The sequence below is a fragment of the Streptomyces sp. TRM68416 genome, assembly GCF_014596915.1.
GTDB lineage: Bacteria > Actinomycetota > Actinomycetes > Streptomycetales > Streptomycetaceae > Streptomyces.
Genome location: NZ_JACVWU010000014.1, coordinates 183,085 through 199,157, shown reverse-complemented (window position 1 = coordinate 199,157; position 16,073 = coordinate 183,085). Strand labels below are relative to the sequence as shown.

At 71.5% G+C, this 16,073-nt stretch carries 17 protein-coding genes; 7 read left to right on the top strand and 10 right to left on the bottom strand.

The window, feature by feature from the left end; all coding sequences use genetic code 11:
* Nucleotides 1-6 precede the first annotated feature (6 nt).
* A complete protein-coding gene (locus ICC28_RS23050) occupies nt 7-732 on the bottom strand; it encodes a class I SAM-dependent methyltransferase (RefSeq protein WP_188290571.1) in 726 nt (241 codons plus the stop codon).
* Between the two features lie 18 nt (nt 733-750).
* The gene (locus ICC28_RS23045) at nt 751-1,314 is read right to left on the bottom strand and encodes a PadR family transcriptional regulator (RefSeq protein WP_188290570.1); all 564 of its coding nucleotides are present in this window, start codon (nt 1,312-1,314) and stop codon (nt 751-753) included.
* 69 nt (nt 1,315-1,383) lie between these two features.
* On the opposite strand from ICC28_RS23045, the gene ICC28_RS23040 reads away from it, so the two are divergent.
* Nucleotides 1,384-1,782, top strand: coding sequence for a nuclear transport factor 2 family protein (locus tag ICC28_RS23040; protein ID WP_188290569.1), 399 nt, complete (start codon nt 1,384-1,386; stop codon nt 1,780-1,782).
* A gap of 121 nt (nt 1,783-1,903) precedes the next feature.
* On the opposite strand, the gene ICC28_RS23035 is transcribed toward ICC28_RS23040, so the two are convergent.
* Nucleotides 1,904-2,827 (bottom strand): LysR family transcriptional regulator, encoded by a 924-nt coding sequence (locus ICC28_RS23035; RefSeq protein WP_188290568.1) that lies wholly within the window; start codon nt 2,825-2,827, stop codon nt 1,904-1,906.
* A gap of 161 nt (nt 2,828-2,988) precedes the next feature.
* On the opposite strand from ICC28_RS23035, the gene ICC28_RS23030 reads away from it, so the two are divergent.
* The 3 genes from ICC28_RS23030 to ICC28_RS23020 all read left to right on the top strand — a co-directional run bounded on the left by ICC28_RS23030 (nt 2,989) and on the right by ICC28_RS23020 (nt 7,069).
* Nucleotides 2,989-4,188 (top strand): cysteine desulfurase-like protein, encoded by a 1,200-nt coding sequence (locus tag ICC28_RS23030; protein WP_188290626.1) that lies wholly within the window; start codon nt 2,989-2,991, stop codon nt 4,186-4,188.
* 418 nt (nt 4,189-4,606) lie between these two features.
* Nucleotides 4,607-5,752 (top strand): transcription termination factor Rho, encoded by a 1,146-nt coding sequence (rho, locus tag ICC28_RS23025; RefSeq protein WP_188290567.1) that lies wholly within the window; start codon nt 4,607-4,609, stop codon nt 5,750-5,752.
* 147 nt (nt 5,753-5,899) lie between these two features.
* On the top strand, nt 5,900-7,069 hold the full coding sequence (locus tag ICC28_RS23020; RefSeq protein WP_188290566.1) for a D-alanyl-D-alanine carboxypeptidase family protein: 1,170 nt from the start codon (nt 5,900-5,902) through the stop codon (nt 7,067-7,069).
* A 68-nt stretch (nt 7,070-7,137) separates the two neighbouring features.
* On the opposite strand, the gene ICC28_RS23015 is transcribed toward ICC28_RS23020, so the two are convergent.
* Nucleotides 7,138-8,457, bottom strand: coding sequence for a tetratricopeptide repeat protein (locus ICC28_RS23015; RefSeq protein WP_188290565.1), 1,320 nt, complete (start codon nt 8,455-8,457; stop codon nt 7,138-7,140).
* 128 nt (nt 8,458-8,585) lie between these two features.
* Here ICC28_RS23015 and ICC28_RS23010 point away from each other — a divergent pair, with 128 nt between their 5' ends.
* Nucleotides 8,586-8,807: a hypothetical protein gene (locus tag ICC28_RS23010; RefSeq protein ID WP_188290564.1), complete on the top strand. Its 222-nt coding sequence runs from the start codon at nt 8,586-8,588 to the stop codon at nt 8,805-8,807.
* Between the two features lie 126 nt (nt 8,808-8,933).
* Nucleotides 8,934-9,056: a hypothetical protein gene (locus tag ICC28_RS41130; RefSeq protein WP_262928488.1), complete on the top strand. Its 123-nt coding sequence runs from the start codon at nt 8,934-8,936 to the stop codon at nt 9,054-9,056.
* A gap of 144 nt (nt 9,057-9,200) precedes the next feature.
* On the opposite strand, the gene ICC28_RS23000 is transcribed toward ICC28_RS41130, so the two are convergent.
* Nucleotides 9,201-9,857 (bottom strand): NADPH-dependent F420 reductase, encoded by a 657-nt coding sequence (locus tag ICC28_RS23000; RefSeq protein ID WP_188290563.1) that lies wholly within the window; start codon nt 9,855-9,857, stop codon nt 9,201-9,203.
* A 74-nt stretch (nt 9,858-9,931) separates the two neighbouring features.
* Here ICC28_RS23000 and ICC28_RS22995 point away from each other — a divergent pair, with 74 nt between their 5' ends.
* Complete coding sequence (locus ICC28_RS22995; protein ID WP_188290562.1) at nt 9,932-10,300, top strand: winged helix-turn-helix transcriptional regulator; 369 nt, start codon at nt 9,932-9,934, stop codon at nt 10,298-10,300.
* A gap of 6 nt (nt 10,301-10,306) precedes the next feature.
* On the opposite strand, the gene ICC28_RS22990 is transcribed toward ICC28_RS22995, so the two are convergent.
* The 5 genes from ICC28_RS22990 to ICC28_RS22970 form a co-directional block, all read right to left on the bottom strand.
* Nucleotides 10,307-11,239: a glutaminase gene (locus ICC28_RS22990; RefSeq protein ID WP_188290561.1), complete on the bottom strand. Its 933-nt coding sequence runs from the start codon at nt 11,237-11,239 to the stop codon at nt 10,307-10,309.
* A gap of 36 nt (nt 11,240-11,275) precedes the next feature.
* Nucleotides 11,276-12,688, bottom strand: a complete 1,413-nt coding sequence (aspA, locus tag ICC28_RS22985) for an aspartate ammonia-lyase (protein WP_188290560.1) — start codon at nt 12,686-12,688, stop codon at nt 11,276-11,278.
* A 111-nt stretch (nt 12,689-12,799) separates the two neighbouring features.
* Nucleotides 12,800-13,810 carry an asparaginase gene (locus tag ICC28_RS22980; protein ID WP_188290624.1) on the bottom strand — a complete coding sequence of 337 codons (1,011 nt, stop codon included), beginning with the start codon at nt 13,808-13,810 and terminating at the stop codon, nt 12,800-12,802.
* Nucleotides 13,811-13,854: 44 nt separating this feature from the next.
* Complete coding sequence (locus tag ICC28_RS22975; protein WP_188290559.1) at nt 13,855-15,318, bottom strand: amino acid permease; 1,464 nt, start codon at nt 15,316-15,318, stop codon at nt 13,855-13,857.
* The gene (locus tag ICC28_RS22970; protein WP_188290623.1) at nt 15,315-16,004 is read right to left on the bottom strand and encodes a FadR/GntR family transcriptional regulator; all 690 of its coding nucleotides are present in this window, start codon (nt 16,002-16,004) and stop codon (nt 15,315-15,317) included. Before ICC28_RS22970 ends, ICC28_RS22975 begins: the two co-directional genes overlap by 4 nt.
* Nucleotides 16,005-16,073: the final 69 nt, after the last annotated feature.

The window sequence follows — 16,073 nt, the reverse complement described above, 5'->3', positions numbered from 1 at the left end:
AACCGACTAGGCGGGCCGTCGCGCGAGCACCATCCGGACCCGCGGGCTGCCGTCCGGTCGGCGTCCGAACTCCGGCAGTGCCTCCAGTTCGACGTCGAATCCGGCGCGCTCCAGCTCCCGGCAGATGTCACCGAAGCGCAGCGCCCGGTAGTACATGACGAACGGCGGCCGCCGCACGGCGTTGCGCACCCGCATCACCGCGTCGAAGCCCAGCAGCATCCAGGAGGCGCGGGAGCCGGGGCGGGGCGGGGCTACGACGGGGAAGGCGAAGCAGCCGCCCGGTCGGAGCACGGAGTGGACCTGGGCGAACAGGCCGGGCACCTCGGCGGGCAGGAAGTGCCCGAACGCCCCGAAGCTGACCACGAGGTCGAAGGCCGGGGCGAAGGGGAGGGCGCGGGCGTCGGCGCGGACGTAGGTCACCGGCACCTCGGCCGGGGGCGTGTGCTCGCGAGCGACGGCGAGCATCCCCGCGCTGAAGTCGACACCCGTGACGCCGCGTCGGCACACGCGCGTGAGCACGTCGATGCCGGCGCCCGTGCCGCAGCACAGGTCGAGTCCGGCGCCGAAGGGGCCGCGTCGCTCCAGCGCCGCGCCCACGGCGTCGAGCACCGAGTCGGGCGTACGGAAGGGGGTGTGGTCGAACTTCGGGGCGAGCAGGTCGTAGCCGCGCTCGACGGACGACAGGGCCTGGACGGCGAGTTCGCGCAGGCTGGGGCCTTCGGGGCTGAACATCGCGTCAGCTTAGGGGAATCAGCTCAGCGGAGCCCGCTCCCGCAGGACCGCGAGAACGCGCTCGCACCAGCGCACGTTGTCGCGCTCGTAGGCGATGCCGGCGAGCAGGGTGAGGTAGGGGCCGACGCGCTCGGCCTCGCGCAGGTACTGCTCCTCGGACCGTCCGGCCAGCAGCCGCTCGCGCACCCGCTCGTAGCGGGCGAGTTTGCCCCGCGCCCAGGACAGGCGCTCCTCGGCCAGTGCGCGGGTCGGCGCGGGGTCGGTGTCGTCCATGGCCTGGATCTTGATCATCAGCTCGTCGCGCATCGCGGCCGGCCGCCGCACGGGCTCCGCGGCGAAGGAGCGCAGCTCCCGCCGCCCCTCCTCGGTCAGCGTGAACATCCGCTTGTTGGGCCGGCGCTCCTGCTGCACCACCCGGGCCGCGATCAGCCCCTCCTGGGTGAGTCGCTCCAGCTCCCGGTAGAGCTGCTGCGGGGTCGAGGCCCAGAAGTTCGCGAACGACACGTCGAAGACCTTGGACAGCTCGTACCCGGAGGCCTCGCCCTCCAGGAGGGCGGCGAGCACGGCGTGCTTGAGAGACATATGGACACGCTAGCAGGAAGTGATTAATCTCCTCTGCACCTACTCAACTAATTGACTATGGAGGCTGCGATGCAGGCGTTCCGCGAGGCGGTCGAGGCCAACGACCTCGACGCCGCCGAGGCGCTGCTGGCCGAGAACGTCGTCTTCACCAGCCCGGTGGTGTTCAAGCCGTACCCCGGCAAGGCGATCACGGCGGCGATCCTGCGCGGGGTGACGCGGGTCTTCGAGGACTTCCGCTACGTGCGGGAGATCCACGACGTGAACGGCCGCGACCACGCGCTGGTCTTCGCCGCCCGGGTGGGCGACCGCGAGATCGAGGGCTGCGACTTCATCCACCTGGACGAGGACGGCCTGATCGACGAGTTCACGGTCATGGTCCGCCCGCTGTCCGGCGCGCAGGCGCTGGCGGCCGCGATGGGCGCGCAGTTCGAGCAGATCGCCGAGGAGGCGCGGGCGCGTTCCGTCTGAGCGGCCCCGTACCGCGGCCGTAGGGACGCCTGTTCAACGGCCGCCAGTTCTCGGCGGGTTCCAGGAAGGTGGTGACGGTGTGTGGTCGCCGGGGGTATCGGCTCCGTGTTCCTCGCCGGTACTACGACTGGACGCTCTCCAAAGCCTCGACCAGCAGTGTGACCAACTCGTTGATGATCGGGGGGCGGATGCCGGGTCTGCTCACGGCCAGGACCTCACGGTGGAGCGGTGCGACCTCGGGCGGAAGGACAACCCGTTCGACTCCGGGCCGGTCGCTCTCTGCGCTGATGAGAGTGGCCGGGATCAGACCCACCGCCAATCCGGCTCTGATCATGGCCAGCATGCTGTGCAGGTCCTCGGTTTCCAGCGTGACGTCGAGAGAGATCCCCAGTTCTCCGGCCCACCGATGCAGCAGACGCCGATCGGGACTGTGCGCGTGGCCTGAAGTCCATTCCATCTCAAGGCACTCGGCCAGTTCCAACGGGCGGCGGCCCGACCGTGGGCCCGCGACGAGGACCAGCGGCTCGTGCCCCACAGAGGTGACGGTCCACTCACCAGAAGTGGCCGGTGGGTCCTCGGGCAGGTATCGGTAGGCGATGAGCAGGTCCAGGTCCCCCGATTTGACCTTGGGCAACCCTTCGTGTGTCTCCACGATGACGAGGCGGATGCGGGCACCGCGGCCACGGGACTTGAGAGCAGACAGAACCCCGGGAAACAGGTGGCTCATCGCGCTGGGGTAGGCACCGACGCGCAATTCGGCGATGTCACGGTTCGAGATGCCGTGGGCAGCGTCCTGGAATCGGGCAGTCGCCTCGAAGAGCGTCTCGGTCGCTTGCGCGAGGGAGCGGCCGGCCGCGGTCAGGATCAGTCGGCTGCCAGGGCGGCGGACGAGCAGCTCGATGCCCATGTCGCGCTCCAGCACGGCGATGTGCTGGGACACCGCGGAGGGCACGTAGCCGAGGACAGCCGCGGCCTCGGCCATGGAGCCACAGTTCACCACGGCCATGAAGGTGGACAGGAGCTTCAGGTCGGGCTGCGACTTCATGGGCTGTGAACTTTCTCTTCTCGATCCATCGCTTTACGTGTTCTGCCGCCGGGTGCCAGAGTCTAGGCAACCTGCCGGAAGCACGCGCCTCACCTGCGCTGTCGCCCACCGCCCACCCGGCCGTCCGCATGACCGCCGCCCTTCTGCCGAAAGCCGAGGCCATGGCCATCGACCTGACCGCCCTCCGGGCCCACTTCCCCTCCCTCGACCACGGCCTCGCCTTCTTCGACGGCCCGGGCGGGACCCAGACCCCCCGCCCCGTCGCCGACGCCATCACCGCGACGCTGACGGGCCCCCTCTCCAACCGGGGGACGGTCAGCCCGTCCGAGCTCAACGCCGAGCGCGCCGTCGCGGAGTTCCGCGCCGCCTATGCCGACCTGCTCAATGTGCCCGCCGACGGTGTCGTCCACGGTCGCAGCGCCACCCAGCTGACGTACGACTTCTCCCGTCACCTGGCCAAGAGCTGGAAGGCCGGCGACGAGATCGTCCTCAGCCGCCTGGATCACGACTGCAACGTCCGCCCCTGGATCCAGGCGGCCGAGCGCGCCGGCGTGACGGTCCGCTGGATAGAGATCGACAGCGAGACCGCGGAGCTCGACCTCGATTCGTTCGAGCGGGCGCTGTCGCCCCGGACGCGGCTGGTCGCGGTCACGGCGGCCTCGAACGTGCTGGGCACCAAGCCGCCCGTCCGCCGGATCGCCGACCTGGCGCACGAGGTCGGTGCCCTGGTGTACGTGGACGGGGTGCACTACGCCGCCCACCATCGGGTGGACGTGCCCGCCCTGGGCGCGGACCTGTTCGTCTGTTCCCCGTACAAGTTCCTCGGACCGCACTGCGGTGTGCTCGCGGGAGCGCCCGCTCTCCTCGAAACCCTCCGCCCGGACAAGCTCCTGCCCTCCCCCGACACCGTGCCGGAGCGCTTCGAGTTCGGCACACTGCCCTACGAGATCCTGGCGGGCGCCACCGCCGCCGTGGACTTCCTCGCCGCGCTCGACCCGGGCACGCGGGCCACGCGCAGGGAGCGGCTCGCGCATTCGCTGGGCTCGCTCCACGAACACGAGCAGGCGCTGCGCACGAGGCTGGAAGAGGGCCTGCGCGCTCTGGGCGACGCCGTCACCGTGCACTCGATGGCGGCCGACCGCACCCCGACCCTCCTGATGACCCTCGAAGGCCGCGACGCCCGCGAGGCCCAGGTGCATCTGGCCGCACGCGGCGTCCTGGCCCCCGCCGGGTCGTTCTACGCGTACGAGCCCTTCGCCGCCCTGAAGCTGGAGGACCCCGCCCTGCGGGTCGGTCTGGCGCCGTACAACACCGCCGACGAGGTGGACAGGCTCCTCGACGGTCTTTCCTCCTTCCTCTGAAGCTTGTCCCATCGACTCCATGCCCCGCCGGCCTCTCTGACGAGAGGCCGGCGGTCTTGTTGGCCGAGAGCGTCCGCGACTCAAGGGCCGGGCAGTTCAAGGAGCTGCCCGCGGAACAGCGGGACCCGTGGCTTACGGCCGTTCGCTGCGCCCACCCAGGTCGCACCGTGTGGTACGGTGCAACAAGCACTTGTGTACGCCCTGTTAAGGGTGCCGGTGCCAGTTCACCTTCGGATCGCCGATCTGCCCGCCGTTCTCCGGCCGGCGCATCGGCTTCTTCTCACCACCTCGCAGGCTCCTGCGTACGAGGTGCTGTTTCCCGCCGCCCTTAAGGCGCCTTGCCCGCCTTCCTCTCGCGGCCTCTCCCCCCTTCCCTCCGCATGTCTCATGCCTCGTGTCCGTGAAAGGACCCACCGCGATGACCACCACACTCGAACCCCCCGTACAGAAGTCCACGCCCCAGGCCGTCACCGGTGTCCTCGACATCGACGCGGGCGGAAAGGGGCATCTGCGGGCGCTCAGCTGTCTGCCCTCCCCCGCCGACCCCCAGGTCTCCCCCGCGCTGATCCGCCGTCACGGCCTGCGCAAGGGCGACCTCGTCGACGGCCTGTACGGCGAGCGGCGCACGCTCACCGGGATCGTCCACGTCAACGGCCGTACGCCCGAGGAGCTGCGGGGCCGCCGCCGCTTCGCCGACCTCACCCCGCTGCACCCCGGCGAGCGGCTCCGCCTCGAACACCCGGCGGCGGCGCTGACCGGCCGGGTCGCCGACCTGATCGCACCCGTCGGCAAGGGCCAGCGCGGGCTGCTCGTGGCCCCGCCCAAGACCGGCAAGACCGTGCTGCTCCAGCAGATCGCGGCCGCCGTCGCCGGCAACCACCCCGAGTGCCGCCTGATGGTGGTGCTGCTCGACGAGCGCCCCGAGGAAGTCACCGACATGCGCCGCTCGGTGCGCGGCGAGGTGTACGCCTCGACCTTCGACCAGTCCGCGAAGCACCACATCGCGCTCGCCGAGCTGGTCGTCGAGCGGGCCAAACGGCTGGTCGAGGCCGGTGAGGACGTCGTCGTCCTGCTCGACTCGCTGACCCGGCTGTGCCGGGCGCACAACAACGCCGCCGCCTCCGGCGGCCGTACCCTGAGCGGCGGTGTCGACGCCGCCGCGCTGCTCGGCCCCAAGCGCTTCTTCGGCGCCGCCCGCCGCGCCGAGGAGGGCGGCTCGCTCACCGTCCTCGCCACCGCCCTGGTGGAGACCGGATCCCGCGCCGACGACTACTTCTTCGAGGAGCTGAAGAGCACCGGCAACATGGAGCTGCGCCTGAGCCGCGAACTCGCCGCCCGCCGCGTCTTCCCGGCCGTCGACATCAACGCCTCCGGCACCCGCCGCGAGGAACTGCTCCTCTCCGGACCCGAGTTGACCGCCGTACGAGGGCTGCGGCGGGCCCTGCAGCACAAGGACGCCCTGGAGACCCTGCTGGAGCGGATGCGCCGGACGCCGGACAACGCGACGTTCCTGCGGCAGATCCAGCCGACGCTGCCGCAGGAGGACGGTCCGGGACGCACCTGATCCATGGGGCGTCCCGGCTCGCGGCCTTCAGTCGTCGTCGCCTACGGAAGCGGCCGAGGACGGCCCGCGTGCGGCATCCGGGTGCTCGCGGGCGACGCTCCGTCAGGGCAGCGCGGTGCGCCGGGAACCTGTTCCTACGTTGATCATATGAAGATCGGATTCTCTTCCCGGGTGGCCGTCTCGACGTGTGCGCTCTGTGTGGCGGGGCTGCTGGGGCTCACGCCCGCGGTGGCCGCCGCCGACGGGGCGGATGCCGGCGGGCCGGAGCGGCAACGGGCGGCGGCCGCGGACCCGTCGGTGCTGCACCGTGCCGGTACGCAGGTCCAGCGGCGGGCCGGGGCGCCCCGTGTGCCGTCCGTCTCCGCGCTGGCGTGGGTGGTCGCCGACGCCGACAGCGGTGCGGTGCTCGCCGCCCACGACGCGCACCGCAAACTGCCGCCCGCCAGCACGCTCAAGACGCTGTTCGCGCTCACGGTACTGCCCCTGCTCCCGGGTGGCGTCCGGCACAAGGTCGACGCCGGGGAGCTGGCGGGGATGGGGGCGGGCAGCAGCCGGGTCGGGGTCGCCGAGGGGCGTACGTACCGGGTCGCCGACCTGTGGCACGGGGTGTTCCTCAACTCCGGCAACGACGCCGTGCGCGTGCTGGCCGAGCTGAGCGGCGGCTGGCGCACCACGGCCGCGCGCATGCAGGCCAAGGCGCGCTCGCTCGGCGCCCTCGACACGAAGGTGCTCTCGCCGGACGGCTACGACACACCGGGGCAGGTGTCGTCGGCGTACGACCTGGCGGTGTTCGGACGGGCGGGGCTGCGCAGTCCCGACTTCGCGCGGTACTGCGCCACGGTCGAGGCCCGGTTCCCCGGCGGGGGCCGCTGGTCGTACCCCATCCGCAACACCAACCGGCTGCTGACGGGCGCCGACGGGGTGGCACGCTACCCCGGCCTGATCGGGGTGAAGAACGGCTACACGAGCAAGGCGGGCCACACCCTCGTGGCCGCGGCCCGCAAGGGCGGGCGAACCCTCGTCGTCACGGTGATGAACCCCCGGGCGGGCGGCGGGCTCGCCGTCTACGAGGAGACGCGCGCGCTGCTGGACTGGGGGTTCGCGGCGGCCGGGCGGGTGGAGCCCGTGGGCTCCCTGGACGCGCTGCGGACCAGGCCGAGACCGGGCCCCGAGGCGGTACCCGCAGCCGCGGCGGCGGCGCCCGTCACGAAGGGGCCCGGCTGGGCGGAGACGTGGGCGATCATGGCTGCCGCGGGGCTGGGCGGCGGTTCCGTCGCCCTGGCCCTGCGCGCCCGAAGCCGCCGACCGCGGAGCTGACCGAACGGCAGCCACGGCCCCGTCAGGTGCGGGGCGCGGCTGCCGACCGGCCCCGCCCGCGCCCCTCGTTACTCGAAGCGGGAGCTCGGTACCGGCCCCGAGGAGGACAGGCCGGCGCGGTCCCCCCGGAGCCAGGTGGAGCGAATCGCCGTGCCGAAGGCGGCGAGCCGGTCGTCGGGGTCGGCCGGGGTTTCGCCGTCGCCCTCGTCCGGGGTCGGATCGGCTCCCACGATCTCCGCGGCGATTTCCGCCTCCGGCCGGGCGTCGGGTCCCGTCTGTTCCACTTCGCCGTCCTCGCCGACCGTCAGGCCGCCGTCCCACGGGGCCTTGGCCGACTGGTGGAGCAAGGTGACGCTGTCGGGGGTGACGGCCGGGGGGTCGGTCCAGCAGCCGGCGTGCTCGTGCAGGATCTGGCCGGGGGTGCGGTCGAAGAGCTGCTCAATGATCTCGGGGCCCTGCTCGGTCTCGGCGAGTTCGTTGAGGTCGTAGGCGACGACGACGGTGTCCGAGCGTGCGGGGTCGAAGGGGAGGGCGGGCAGGCCGAGCACCTCGGCCGCGGCCAGGCCCAGGATGCGGCTGCTGCGGTCGGGCAGCAGGGAGACGGAGGCCGGGTGCGCCTCCGCGGCCTCCAGGAGGACCTTCAGGCGCAGCAGGCCGCGCAGGCACTGGTCGTAGGTGTCCTGGAGCCAGGCGAACCGGCCGGTCATGCCCGCGCCGTAGCCGTACGGGGACAGCGTGCCGAGCACGGTGCCGCCCAGGACGTACTGCCAGCCGCGCAGGTCGGTGAGGTCCAGCGGGGTCACCGGCGCCGCGCTCTCGGCGCGCCGGAGCATGCGGTTCTGGCGCTCGCGCGTGGGCTGCCACTGCGGGTCCTCGGGGTCCGGCAGCAGGGTGTGCGCGCTGCGGGCCAGCGCGAGGTCGCCGGCCATGAGGGCGTTGAAGACCAGCAGGTAGCGGTCCGGCCAGGGGGCGAGGCTGCTCTCGTGGGCGGTGAGCAGTTCGACGGCCTCGCGGTGCCGTCCCTCGCGCTCGTAGGCGGAGACCAGCTCCCGCAGCGCGGGCGTGGAGTCCGGTACCTGGCGCAGGGCCTCGCGCAGGGCGGGTACCGCCAGGTAGGAGACGCCGCGTTCGACGCACGCGTAGCCGAAGTCGTAGAGCTTCTGCGGGTGGTCGGGGCGGGCGGACAGGGCCTCGGCGGCCCGCCGGAGGTCCTTGAAGCCGGCGGAGTCGGCCGCGCGGGCGACCACCAGGGCGACCTCGGCCAACGGCAGGCTGTCCGTGCCGGAGCGCAGCAGGCTCAGGGCGCCGGGAACGTCCCCCAGGTCCAGGGATTCCCAGGCCTTGAGGAGTTCGGGGGACGTCGGACGGCGGGGCTTGCGAGAGAACATGGGGGCGATCTTCGCTCATCGCCGAGGCGCCCCTCAACCGCATAACGGCCATGAGGCGCGGGGCTTCAAACGAGACGTACGCCACACGGTGGTACGCGCGGGACCGACGGGGGAGCATACTGAGGGGGATGACAAAGCCTTCTGCACCGAAGCGCCATTTGCCCACCAGTCCCTTCAAGGCCCCGGTCGCACCGGCCCCCAAGCACTTCGCCGTCGGTGACCAGGTCACCCATGACATGTACGGGCTCGGCCGGGTCGTCGGCATCGAGGCCGGCATCGCGGCGCTCGTGGACTTCGGCCCGGAGCAGCGGCGGATCCTGAGCCCGTACAGCAAGATGACCAAGCTCTAGGCCCCTGTGCCCGGTCGCGGGCACACCAGGATCCGTCGGGGACCTGTATCGAAAGGCAGTACTCTCATCGACTCGACCTCACTGTTCTCCGCTCCGGAGGAGCAGTACCACCGTTCCGTCGCGCCCGTGCCGGCACCGGCGACGAACCCCTTCCAGGCCCCGGACTTCGGGAACGACGAGGCCTCGGTGAGCGAACTCCCGCAGCCGCCCGCCCCGCGCGGGCGGGCGGCGCGGTCCAAGGCGGCCTGAGAACCGCTGAGCGCTCCGCCGGAGTGCCGTGATGTGCCGTCGTTCGCCCGCGGGCTCGTCGTGGCTGGTCGCGCCCCGCAGCGGAGCTGCATGTCGACACCGCCCCGCGCCCCTTTGGGGCGCCGCGCGGCGGACGGCGTCCGGCTACGGGCGGGTCGGCCCGGTCGCATACGCCAGCGGGGGCACGACGGCCTGGGCGTCCGCTCCCTCGGCGATCCACAGGGCGATGAACAGCGCGGCGGTCGCCTCCAGGAGTGCCGCCCGTTCCAGGCCGCCGCCGGCCACGGGTTCGCAGCCCGTGTCCCGCACCAGCTCGCGCACGCGCGCGAGGGCCGTCTCGTCGTCCCCGCAGACCGGCACGGCCAGGGGCCGTCCGTCGAAGACGGGCGGCCGCATGCGCCACACGTCCTCGTGGCAGAGGTTGAAGGCCTTGACCACGTGGGCTCCGGGTGCCGCCGCGGCCAGGTGCTGAGCGGCCGAGGGGCCGCCTTGCGTCAGCAGCCGGAAGCCCGGCCCGATGGGGTTGGAGCAGTCCAGCAGGACCGTGCCGTCCAGGGCCGCGCTCAGGTCCCGTACCACGTCCGCTCCCGCCCCGAAGGGCAGCGCGGCCAGCACCACGTGCTGACCGGCCTCGGCCGCCTCGCGCAGACTGCCGGCCTTCGCGCCGCCCCCGATGCGCGTCGCGAGCCGCTCCGCCTTGTCCGTGTTCCGTCCCCCGACGGTCACCTCGTGCCCGGCCCGCGCCCAGTGGGTGGCGAGCGCGTCGGCCATGTTGCCCGTTCCCAGTACGCCGATTCTCATCACGCGTTTCCTCTCCGTGCCTGCTTCGAGCGTTCACACCGACGCTAGGGAACGGTTCGGGCACCATTTGGTACGTGACGACCGACACCTTCCTCGCCGACTGCCGCGCCCGCCTCGCCTTCGACCTGCTCTCCCACACCTGGAACTCCGTGGTGCTCTGGGCGCTGCGCGACGGCCCCAGACGCCCGGTCGAACTGCGGGAGCGGATCGGGGGGATCAGCTCGAAGGTCCTCACCGAGACGCTGCGGCGACTGCAGTTCAACGGACTGGTCGACCGGCACGAGCCGCCCGGCGCACCCGCACGGGTGGAGTACGGGCTCACCCCGCTGGGCCGGACCCTGCTGGGGCCCATCAACGCCGTCGGCGCCTGGGGCTTCGAGTACGGCGACGAGGTGATGGCGGCCCAGGAAGCGGCGGAATCGGGCGGCGGCCACCCGGTGTGAGCCCGGTCAGAACACCGACAGTCCCGTCAGTGTCGTGAAGCGGTCGAGCGCGGCCACGCCCGCGACCGAGTTGCCGCGTTCGTCGAGGCCCGGGCTCCACACGCACAGCGTGCACCGGCCCGGTACGACGGCGATGATGCCGCCACCCACCCCGCTCTTGCCGGGCAGGCCGACGCGGTAGGCGAACTCGCCCGCCGCGTCGTAGGTGCCGCAGGTCAGCATGACCGCGTTGACCTGCTTGGCCTGGCTGCGGGTGAGGAGGCGGGAGCCGTCGGCGCGCACGCCGTGGCGGGCCAGGAAGGAGGTGGCCAGGGCGAGGTCGGCGCAGGACGCCCTGATCGAGCACTGCCGGAAGTACTGGTCGAGCAGGACCGGCACCGGATTGTCGATGTTGCCGTAGGAGGCCATGAAATGGCTCAGGGCGGCATTGCGGTCGCCGTGGGTGGATTCGGAGGCGGCGACCTCCTTGTCGAAGTCCAGGTCCGGGTTGCCACTCTCGGCCCGCAGGAAGGCCAGCAGTTCGCCCGCCGCGTCTCCGGTACGGGTCTGGAGGCGGTCGGTGACGACGAGGGCGCCGGCGTTGATGAACGGGTTGCGCGGGATGCCGTTCTCGTACTCCAGCTGGACCAGGGAGTTGAAGGGGTTGCCGGAGGGTTCGCGGCCCACGTGCTCCCAGAGTTCGTCGCCCTCGCGGGCCAGGTCCAGGGCGAGGGTGAAGACCTTGGTGATGGACTGCGTGGAGAACGGCTCGCGCCAGTCCCCCACGCCGTACACCGTGCCGTCCGGCTCGGCGACGGCCATGCCGAAGCTGCGCGGGTCGCAGGCGGCGAGCGCAGGGATGTAGTCGGCGGCCCGGCCGCGGCCGGGGGTGCGCTCGATCTCCTCGGCGATGCGCTCCAGGACCGGCTCGAAGGTCTGCGACGAACTCATGATCACCATTGTGCCTCCGGGTCGGTCCTGGTGCGCATCCGCAGGTCAGGCCAGGGCCTGGCCGCTGCCCGCGACGACTTCCGGGCGGAGCAGGTCGGCAAGGGCCTCGGCGGGCAGCAGGCCCTTCTCCAGGACCAGTTCGGCCACCCCGCGGCCGGTGACGAGGGCCTCCTTGGCGATGTCGGTGGCAGCCGTGTACCCGATGTGCGGGTTGAGGGCGGTGACCAGGCCGATGGAGTTCTCCACGGTCCGGCGCAGCTCCTCGGTGTTGGCGGTGATGCCGTCCACGCAGCGCTCGGCGAGGGTGAGGCAGGCGGCCCGCAGGTGGGTGATCGACTCCGACAGGGAGTGCAGGATGACCGGTTCGAAGGCGTTGAGCTGGAGCTGTCCGGCCTCGGCGGCCATGGTGATGGTGACGTCGTTGCCGATCACCTCGAAGGCGACCTGGTTGACGACCTCGGGGATGACCGGGTTGACCTTGCCGGGCATGATCGACGAACCGGCCTGCACGGGCGGGAGGTTGATCTCGCCGAGGCCGGCGCGCGGGCCGGAGGAGAGCAGGCGCAGGTCGTTGCAGCTCTTGGAGAGCTTGACCGCGATCCGCTTGAGGACGCCGGACATCTGGACGAACGCGCCGCAGTCCTGGGTGGCCTCGACCAGGTTGGCGGCGGTCACCAGGGGCAGGCCGGTGATCTCGGCGAGGTGGCGGCGGGCGGACTCGGCGTAGCCGGCGGGGGCGTTGAGGCCGGTGCCGATGGCCGTGGCGCCGAGGTTGATCTCATGGATCAGCTCGACGGCCTCGTCAAGACGGGACCGGTCCTCGTCAATCATGACGGCGTAGGCGGAAAATTCTTGACCGAGCGTCATGGGGACCGCGTCCTGCAACTGTGTACGGCCCATCTTGAGCACGTCACGGAACTCGACGGCCTTGCGGGCGAAGGAGTCCTGCAGTACAGCCATCGCCTTGAGCAGTCCACGGACCGCGAACACCGTCGCGATCTTGACGGCGGTCGGGTAGACGTCATTGGTCGACTGGCTGAGGTTGACGTCCTCGTTGGGGTGCAGGTGCTGGTACTGCCCCTTGGCGAAACCGAGCAGCTCCAGCGCCCGGTTGGCGACGACCTCGTTGGCGTTCATGTTGGTGGAGGTGCCGGCGCCGCCCTGGACGACGTCGACCACGAACTGGTCGTGCAGCTTGCCCTCGCGGATCTCGCGGCAGGCCTCGACGATCGCGGCGGCCTTCCTCGGCTCCAGCAGGCCGAGTTCCTCGTTGGCGAGGGCGGCGGCCTCCTTGACGGCGGCGAGGGCGTCGATCAGGTGCGGGTAGGCGGAGATCGGGGTGCCGGTGATGGGGAAGTTCTCCGTGGCGCGCAGGGTGTGCACGCCCCAGTAGGCGTCGGCGGGGACGTCACGGTCACCGAGCAGGTCGTGCTCGCTACGGGTGGCTGCGGCGGTCATGGGATGGCGTTCTCTTTCCAAGGAGGTGAGGGTGAGCGCCCCGTCAGGGGCGCGGGGAACTGCGCGAGCGACCAGGGACGGCCCGCGGCCGAATTCGAAACCGGAATCAGATCACGCGGCCACGGTCACCGGGTCCAGCGCCCGCACCGGCCGCACCGCACCGACGGGCCGGCCTCCCCCGAGCAGCGGCTCGCCCGCGAACTCGCCGAGCACCGCGGGGTCCACGCCGACCCGGGCCAGCGCCGCCGCGGCGACCGGCACCCGTGCCCGGTTCGCCCCGTCGGCGATCTTGACGGCGATGGCCCGTCCGTCCGGCAGCGCGGCGACCTGCACCCCTTCGAAGCCGTCCTTGGCCAGCAGTCCGGGCACGGCCCGCATCAGGGCGGCGACGTCCCGCCCGGAGCCGGAGGCCATCTCGGCGTGCTCGCGCATGGCGTCGGCGACGCGTGCCTCGGGCGTGCCCGGCGCGGCGGTGGTGATGCGCGCCGCGGCCCGCGCCAGGCCGTGCAGGGAGACGGAGAACAGCGGGGCGCCGCAGCCGTCCACCGTCACCTGTGCGATGCGCTGGCCCGTGAGGTCCTCGACGAGCTCGGCGATCGCCTGCTGCAGCGGGTGCCCCGGGTCGAGATAGCCCTCCAGGGGCCAGTCGTTGAGCCGGCAGGTGTAGAGCATGGCCGCGTGCTTGCCGGAGCAGTTCTGGGCGAGCTGCGAGGGCAGGCGTCCCATGCGGATCCACGCGTCCCGGACGACCGGGTCGAACGGCAGGTCGGGGACGTTGCCGAGGTCGCTCTCGGCGGCGTCCGCGAGCTCCAGGATGCGGCGGGTTCCGTCGAGGTGGCGTTCCTCGCCGGAGTGGCTGGCCGCGGCGAGCGACAGGAGGTCGCCGTCGAGCGGCAGCCCGGCCCGGACCATGGCGACGGCCTGGACGGGCTTGAGTGCCGAGCGCGGGTAGAACGCGGCCTCGATGTCACCGAGCTGGAACTGCACCTCGCCGTCGGCGCCGAGGACGACGACGGAACCGTAGTGGATCCCTTCGACGACTCCGCCGCGGATGAGGTGGGCGACGGGGGCGTGGAGGGGTTCGCGGACAAGGGGTGCGTCTGCGAGGGAGCTGCTGTGCATCGCTGCCTGATTCATGGGGTCGTGGGTGGCGGCCGGCGCGCGGTTCACGCGTCGGCGTCGGTGGGTTCCGTGCGCGTGATACGGCTGCGGACGCCGTACCAGCCGGCGACGAGGCCGGCGACGATCAGCGGCAGGCACAGCACGGTGGTGCGACCGGCGCCTCCGTCGGCGTACATGAGGACCAGGACGGAGGCGAGGAAGGCCAGCGTCACGAGTTCGGTCCAGGGGGAGCCCGGCAGTCGGTAGCCGGGGCGGGTGAGTTCGCCGTTCTGGGTCTTCTGCCAGAACAGCAGGTGACAGATCATGATCATGCCCCAGGTGGCGAGGATGCCGATCGCCGCGAAGTTGAGGACGATCTCGAAGGCATCGGCCGGGACGACGAAGTTCAGGCCGACGCCCAGGACGCAGACGCCGCTGGTGAGCAGGATGCCGCCGTAGGGGACCTGGCTGCGGCTCATCACGCCGGTGAACTTCGGGGCGGAGCCGGACATCGCCATGGAGCGCAGGATGCGGCCGGTGGAGTACAGGCCGGAGTTGAGCGAGGACATGGCGGCGGTGAGGACGACGAGGTTCATCACGCCGCCCGCCGCCGGGATGCCGATGTTGGACAGCACGGTGACGAAGGGGCTCTCCCCGGCCGTGTACTTGTTCCAGGGCAGCAGCATCGACAGCAGGAGGACCGAGCCGACGTAGAACAGGCCGACGCGCCACATGATCGAGTTGATCGCCTTCGGCATGATCTTCTCGGGGTTCTCGGTCTCGCCGGCGGCGACGCCGACCAGTTCGACGGAGGCGTAGGCGAAGACGACGCCCTGGATGATCAGCAGCATGGGCAGCAGGCCGTTGGGGAAGACGCCGCCGTTGCCGGTGATCAGGGACGGGCCGGGTTCGTGGCCGTCGATGGGGTGCTGGGTGGCCAGCAGGTAGATGCCGATCAGCATGAACGCCACGAGCGCGGCCACCTTGATGATCGCGAACCAGAACTCCAGCTCGCCGAACATCTTCACGGAGATGAGGTTCACCGTGAGGACCACGGCGAGGGCGATGAGCGCGAGCACCCACTGCGGTATGTCGGAGAACATGCCCCAGTAGTGGGTGTAGAGGGCTACGGCGGTGATGTCGGCGATGCCGGTGGTGGCCCAGTTCAGGAAGTACATCCAGCCCGCGACGTACGCGCCCTTCTCGCCCATGAACTCGCGGGCGTAGGACACGAAGGCGCCGGAGGAGGGCCGGTACAGGACGAGTTCGCCGAGGGCGCGCACCACGAGGAAGGCGAAGAGTCCGCAGACCGCGTAGGCGATGAAGAGGGAGGGGCCGGCGTCGGCCAGGCGGCCGCCGGCCCCGAGGAAGAGTCCGGTGCCGATGGCGCCGCCGATGGCGATCATGTTGACGTGCCGGGACTTCAGCGACTTGCTGTATCCCTCGTCTCCGGCGTCGACATGGCCGGAACGTTTCTGCACGCCATCATGCGTGGTCTGCACCTCGTTGTGCAGGGACTGCTCGCTCACGCCTCGGGTCCGCCTTCCATGGGGGTTGCCGTGGGGGTTTCGGTGCGCGGGGGGCGCACGATGTCGGTGAGGGTGGTCTCGACGCGGTCGAGGTGGTGGGACATGGCCTCCACCGCGTCGTGTTCGGAACCGTCGATCAGCGCCTCGACGATCGCCCGGTGCTCGCGGTTGGACTGCTCGCGGCGGCCGCCGAGTTCGTTGAGGAAGGCCGACTGACGCGCCAGTGCGTCCCGGATCTCCTCGATCACCCGGCGGAAGACCGGGTTCTGCGCGGCCTCGGCGACGGCGAGGTGGAAGAGGGTGTCCATCGCGACCCACGCGGTGGTGTCCGTCTCCCGCTCCATGCGGTCCAGCAGGTGCGCCAGGTGGTCGAGGTTCTCCGGGGTGCGGCGCGCGGCCGCGTACCCGGCGACCGGGATCTCGACGTGCCGGCGGACCTCCAGCAGGTCGCTGGCCGCGTAGTCGCCGAAGGTGGGGTCCTCGACGGTGTTGGCGACGACGAAGGTGCCCTTGCCGGTCTTGGAGACGGTCAGACCCATGGTCTGCAGGGCCCGGAGAGCCTCGCGCAGCACGGGTCGGCTGATCTCCAGGGTGCGGCACAGCTCCGCCTCGGAGGGGAGCTTGTCGCCGACGGCGTACTCACCGCGCTCGATGGCGGAACGCAGATGAGCGAGCACCGCTTCCATCGCGCTGACGCGCCGCGGAGGCTGTCCGGCTGTCCGGCTGTCTGACAGGTTCACGGGAGAGATGTTCCG

Excerpts from the sequence above, each read along its gene's own strand:
- ICC28_RS23050 (WP_188290571.1), bottom strand. The coding sequence starts at position 732 with ATGTTCAGCCCCGAAGGCCCCAGCCTGCGCGAACTCGCCGTCCAGGCC.
- ICC28_RS23045 (WP_188290570.1), bottom strand. The coding sequence starts at position 1,314 with ATGTCTCTCAAGCACGCCGTGCTCGCCGCCCTCCTGGAGGGCGAGGCC.
- ICC28_RS23040 (WP_188290569.1), top strand. The coding sequence starts at position 1,384 with ATGCAGGCGTTCCGCGAGGCGGTCGAGGCCAACGACCTCGACGCCGCC.
- ICC28_RS23035 (WP_188290568.1), bottom strand. The coding sequence starts at position 2,827 with ATGAAGTCGCAGCCCGACCTGAAGCTCCTGTCCACCTTCATGGCCGTG.
- ICC28_RS23030 (WP_188290626.1), top strand. The coding sequence starts at position 2,989 with ATGGCCATCGACCTGACCGCCCTCCGGGCCCACTTCCCCTCCCTCGAC.
- rho (WP_188290567.1), top strand. The coding sequence starts at position 4,607 with ATGACCACCACACTCGAACCCCCCGTACAGAAGTCCACGCCCCAGGCC.
- ICC28_RS23020 (WP_188290566.1), top strand. The coding sequence starts at position 5,900 with ATGAAGATCGGATTCTCTTCCCGGGTGGCCGTCTCGACGTGTGCGCTC.
- ICC28_RS23015 (WP_188290565.1), bottom strand. The coding sequence starts at position 8,457 with ATGTTCTCTCGCAAGCCCCGCCGTCCGACGTCCCCCGAACTCCTCAAG.
- ICC28_RS23010 (WP_188290564.1), top strand. The coding sequence starts at position 8,586 with ATGACAAAGCCTTCTGCACCGAAGCGCCATTTGCCCACCAGTCCCTTC.
- ICC28_RS23000 (WP_188290563.1), bottom strand. The coding sequence starts at position 9,857 with ATGAGAATCGGCGTACTGGGAACGGGCAACATGGCCGACGCGCTCGCC.
- ICC28_RS22990 (WP_188290561.1), bottom strand. The coding sequence starts at position 11,239 with ATGGTGATCATGAGTTCGTCGCAGACCTTCGAGCCGGTCCTGGAGCGC.
- aspA (WP_188290560.1), bottom strand. The coding sequence starts at position 12,688 with ATGACCGCCGCAGCCACCCGTAGCGAGCACGACCTGCTCGGTGACCGT.
- ICC28_RS22980 (WP_188290624.1), bottom strand. The coding sequence starts at position 13,810 with ATGCACAGCAGCTCCCTCGCAGACGCACCCCTTGTCCGCGAACCCCTC.
- ICC28_RS22970 (WP_188290623.1), bottom strand. The coding sequence starts at position 16,004 with ATGGAAGCGGTGCTCGCTCATCTGCGTTCCGCCATCGAGCGCGGTGAG.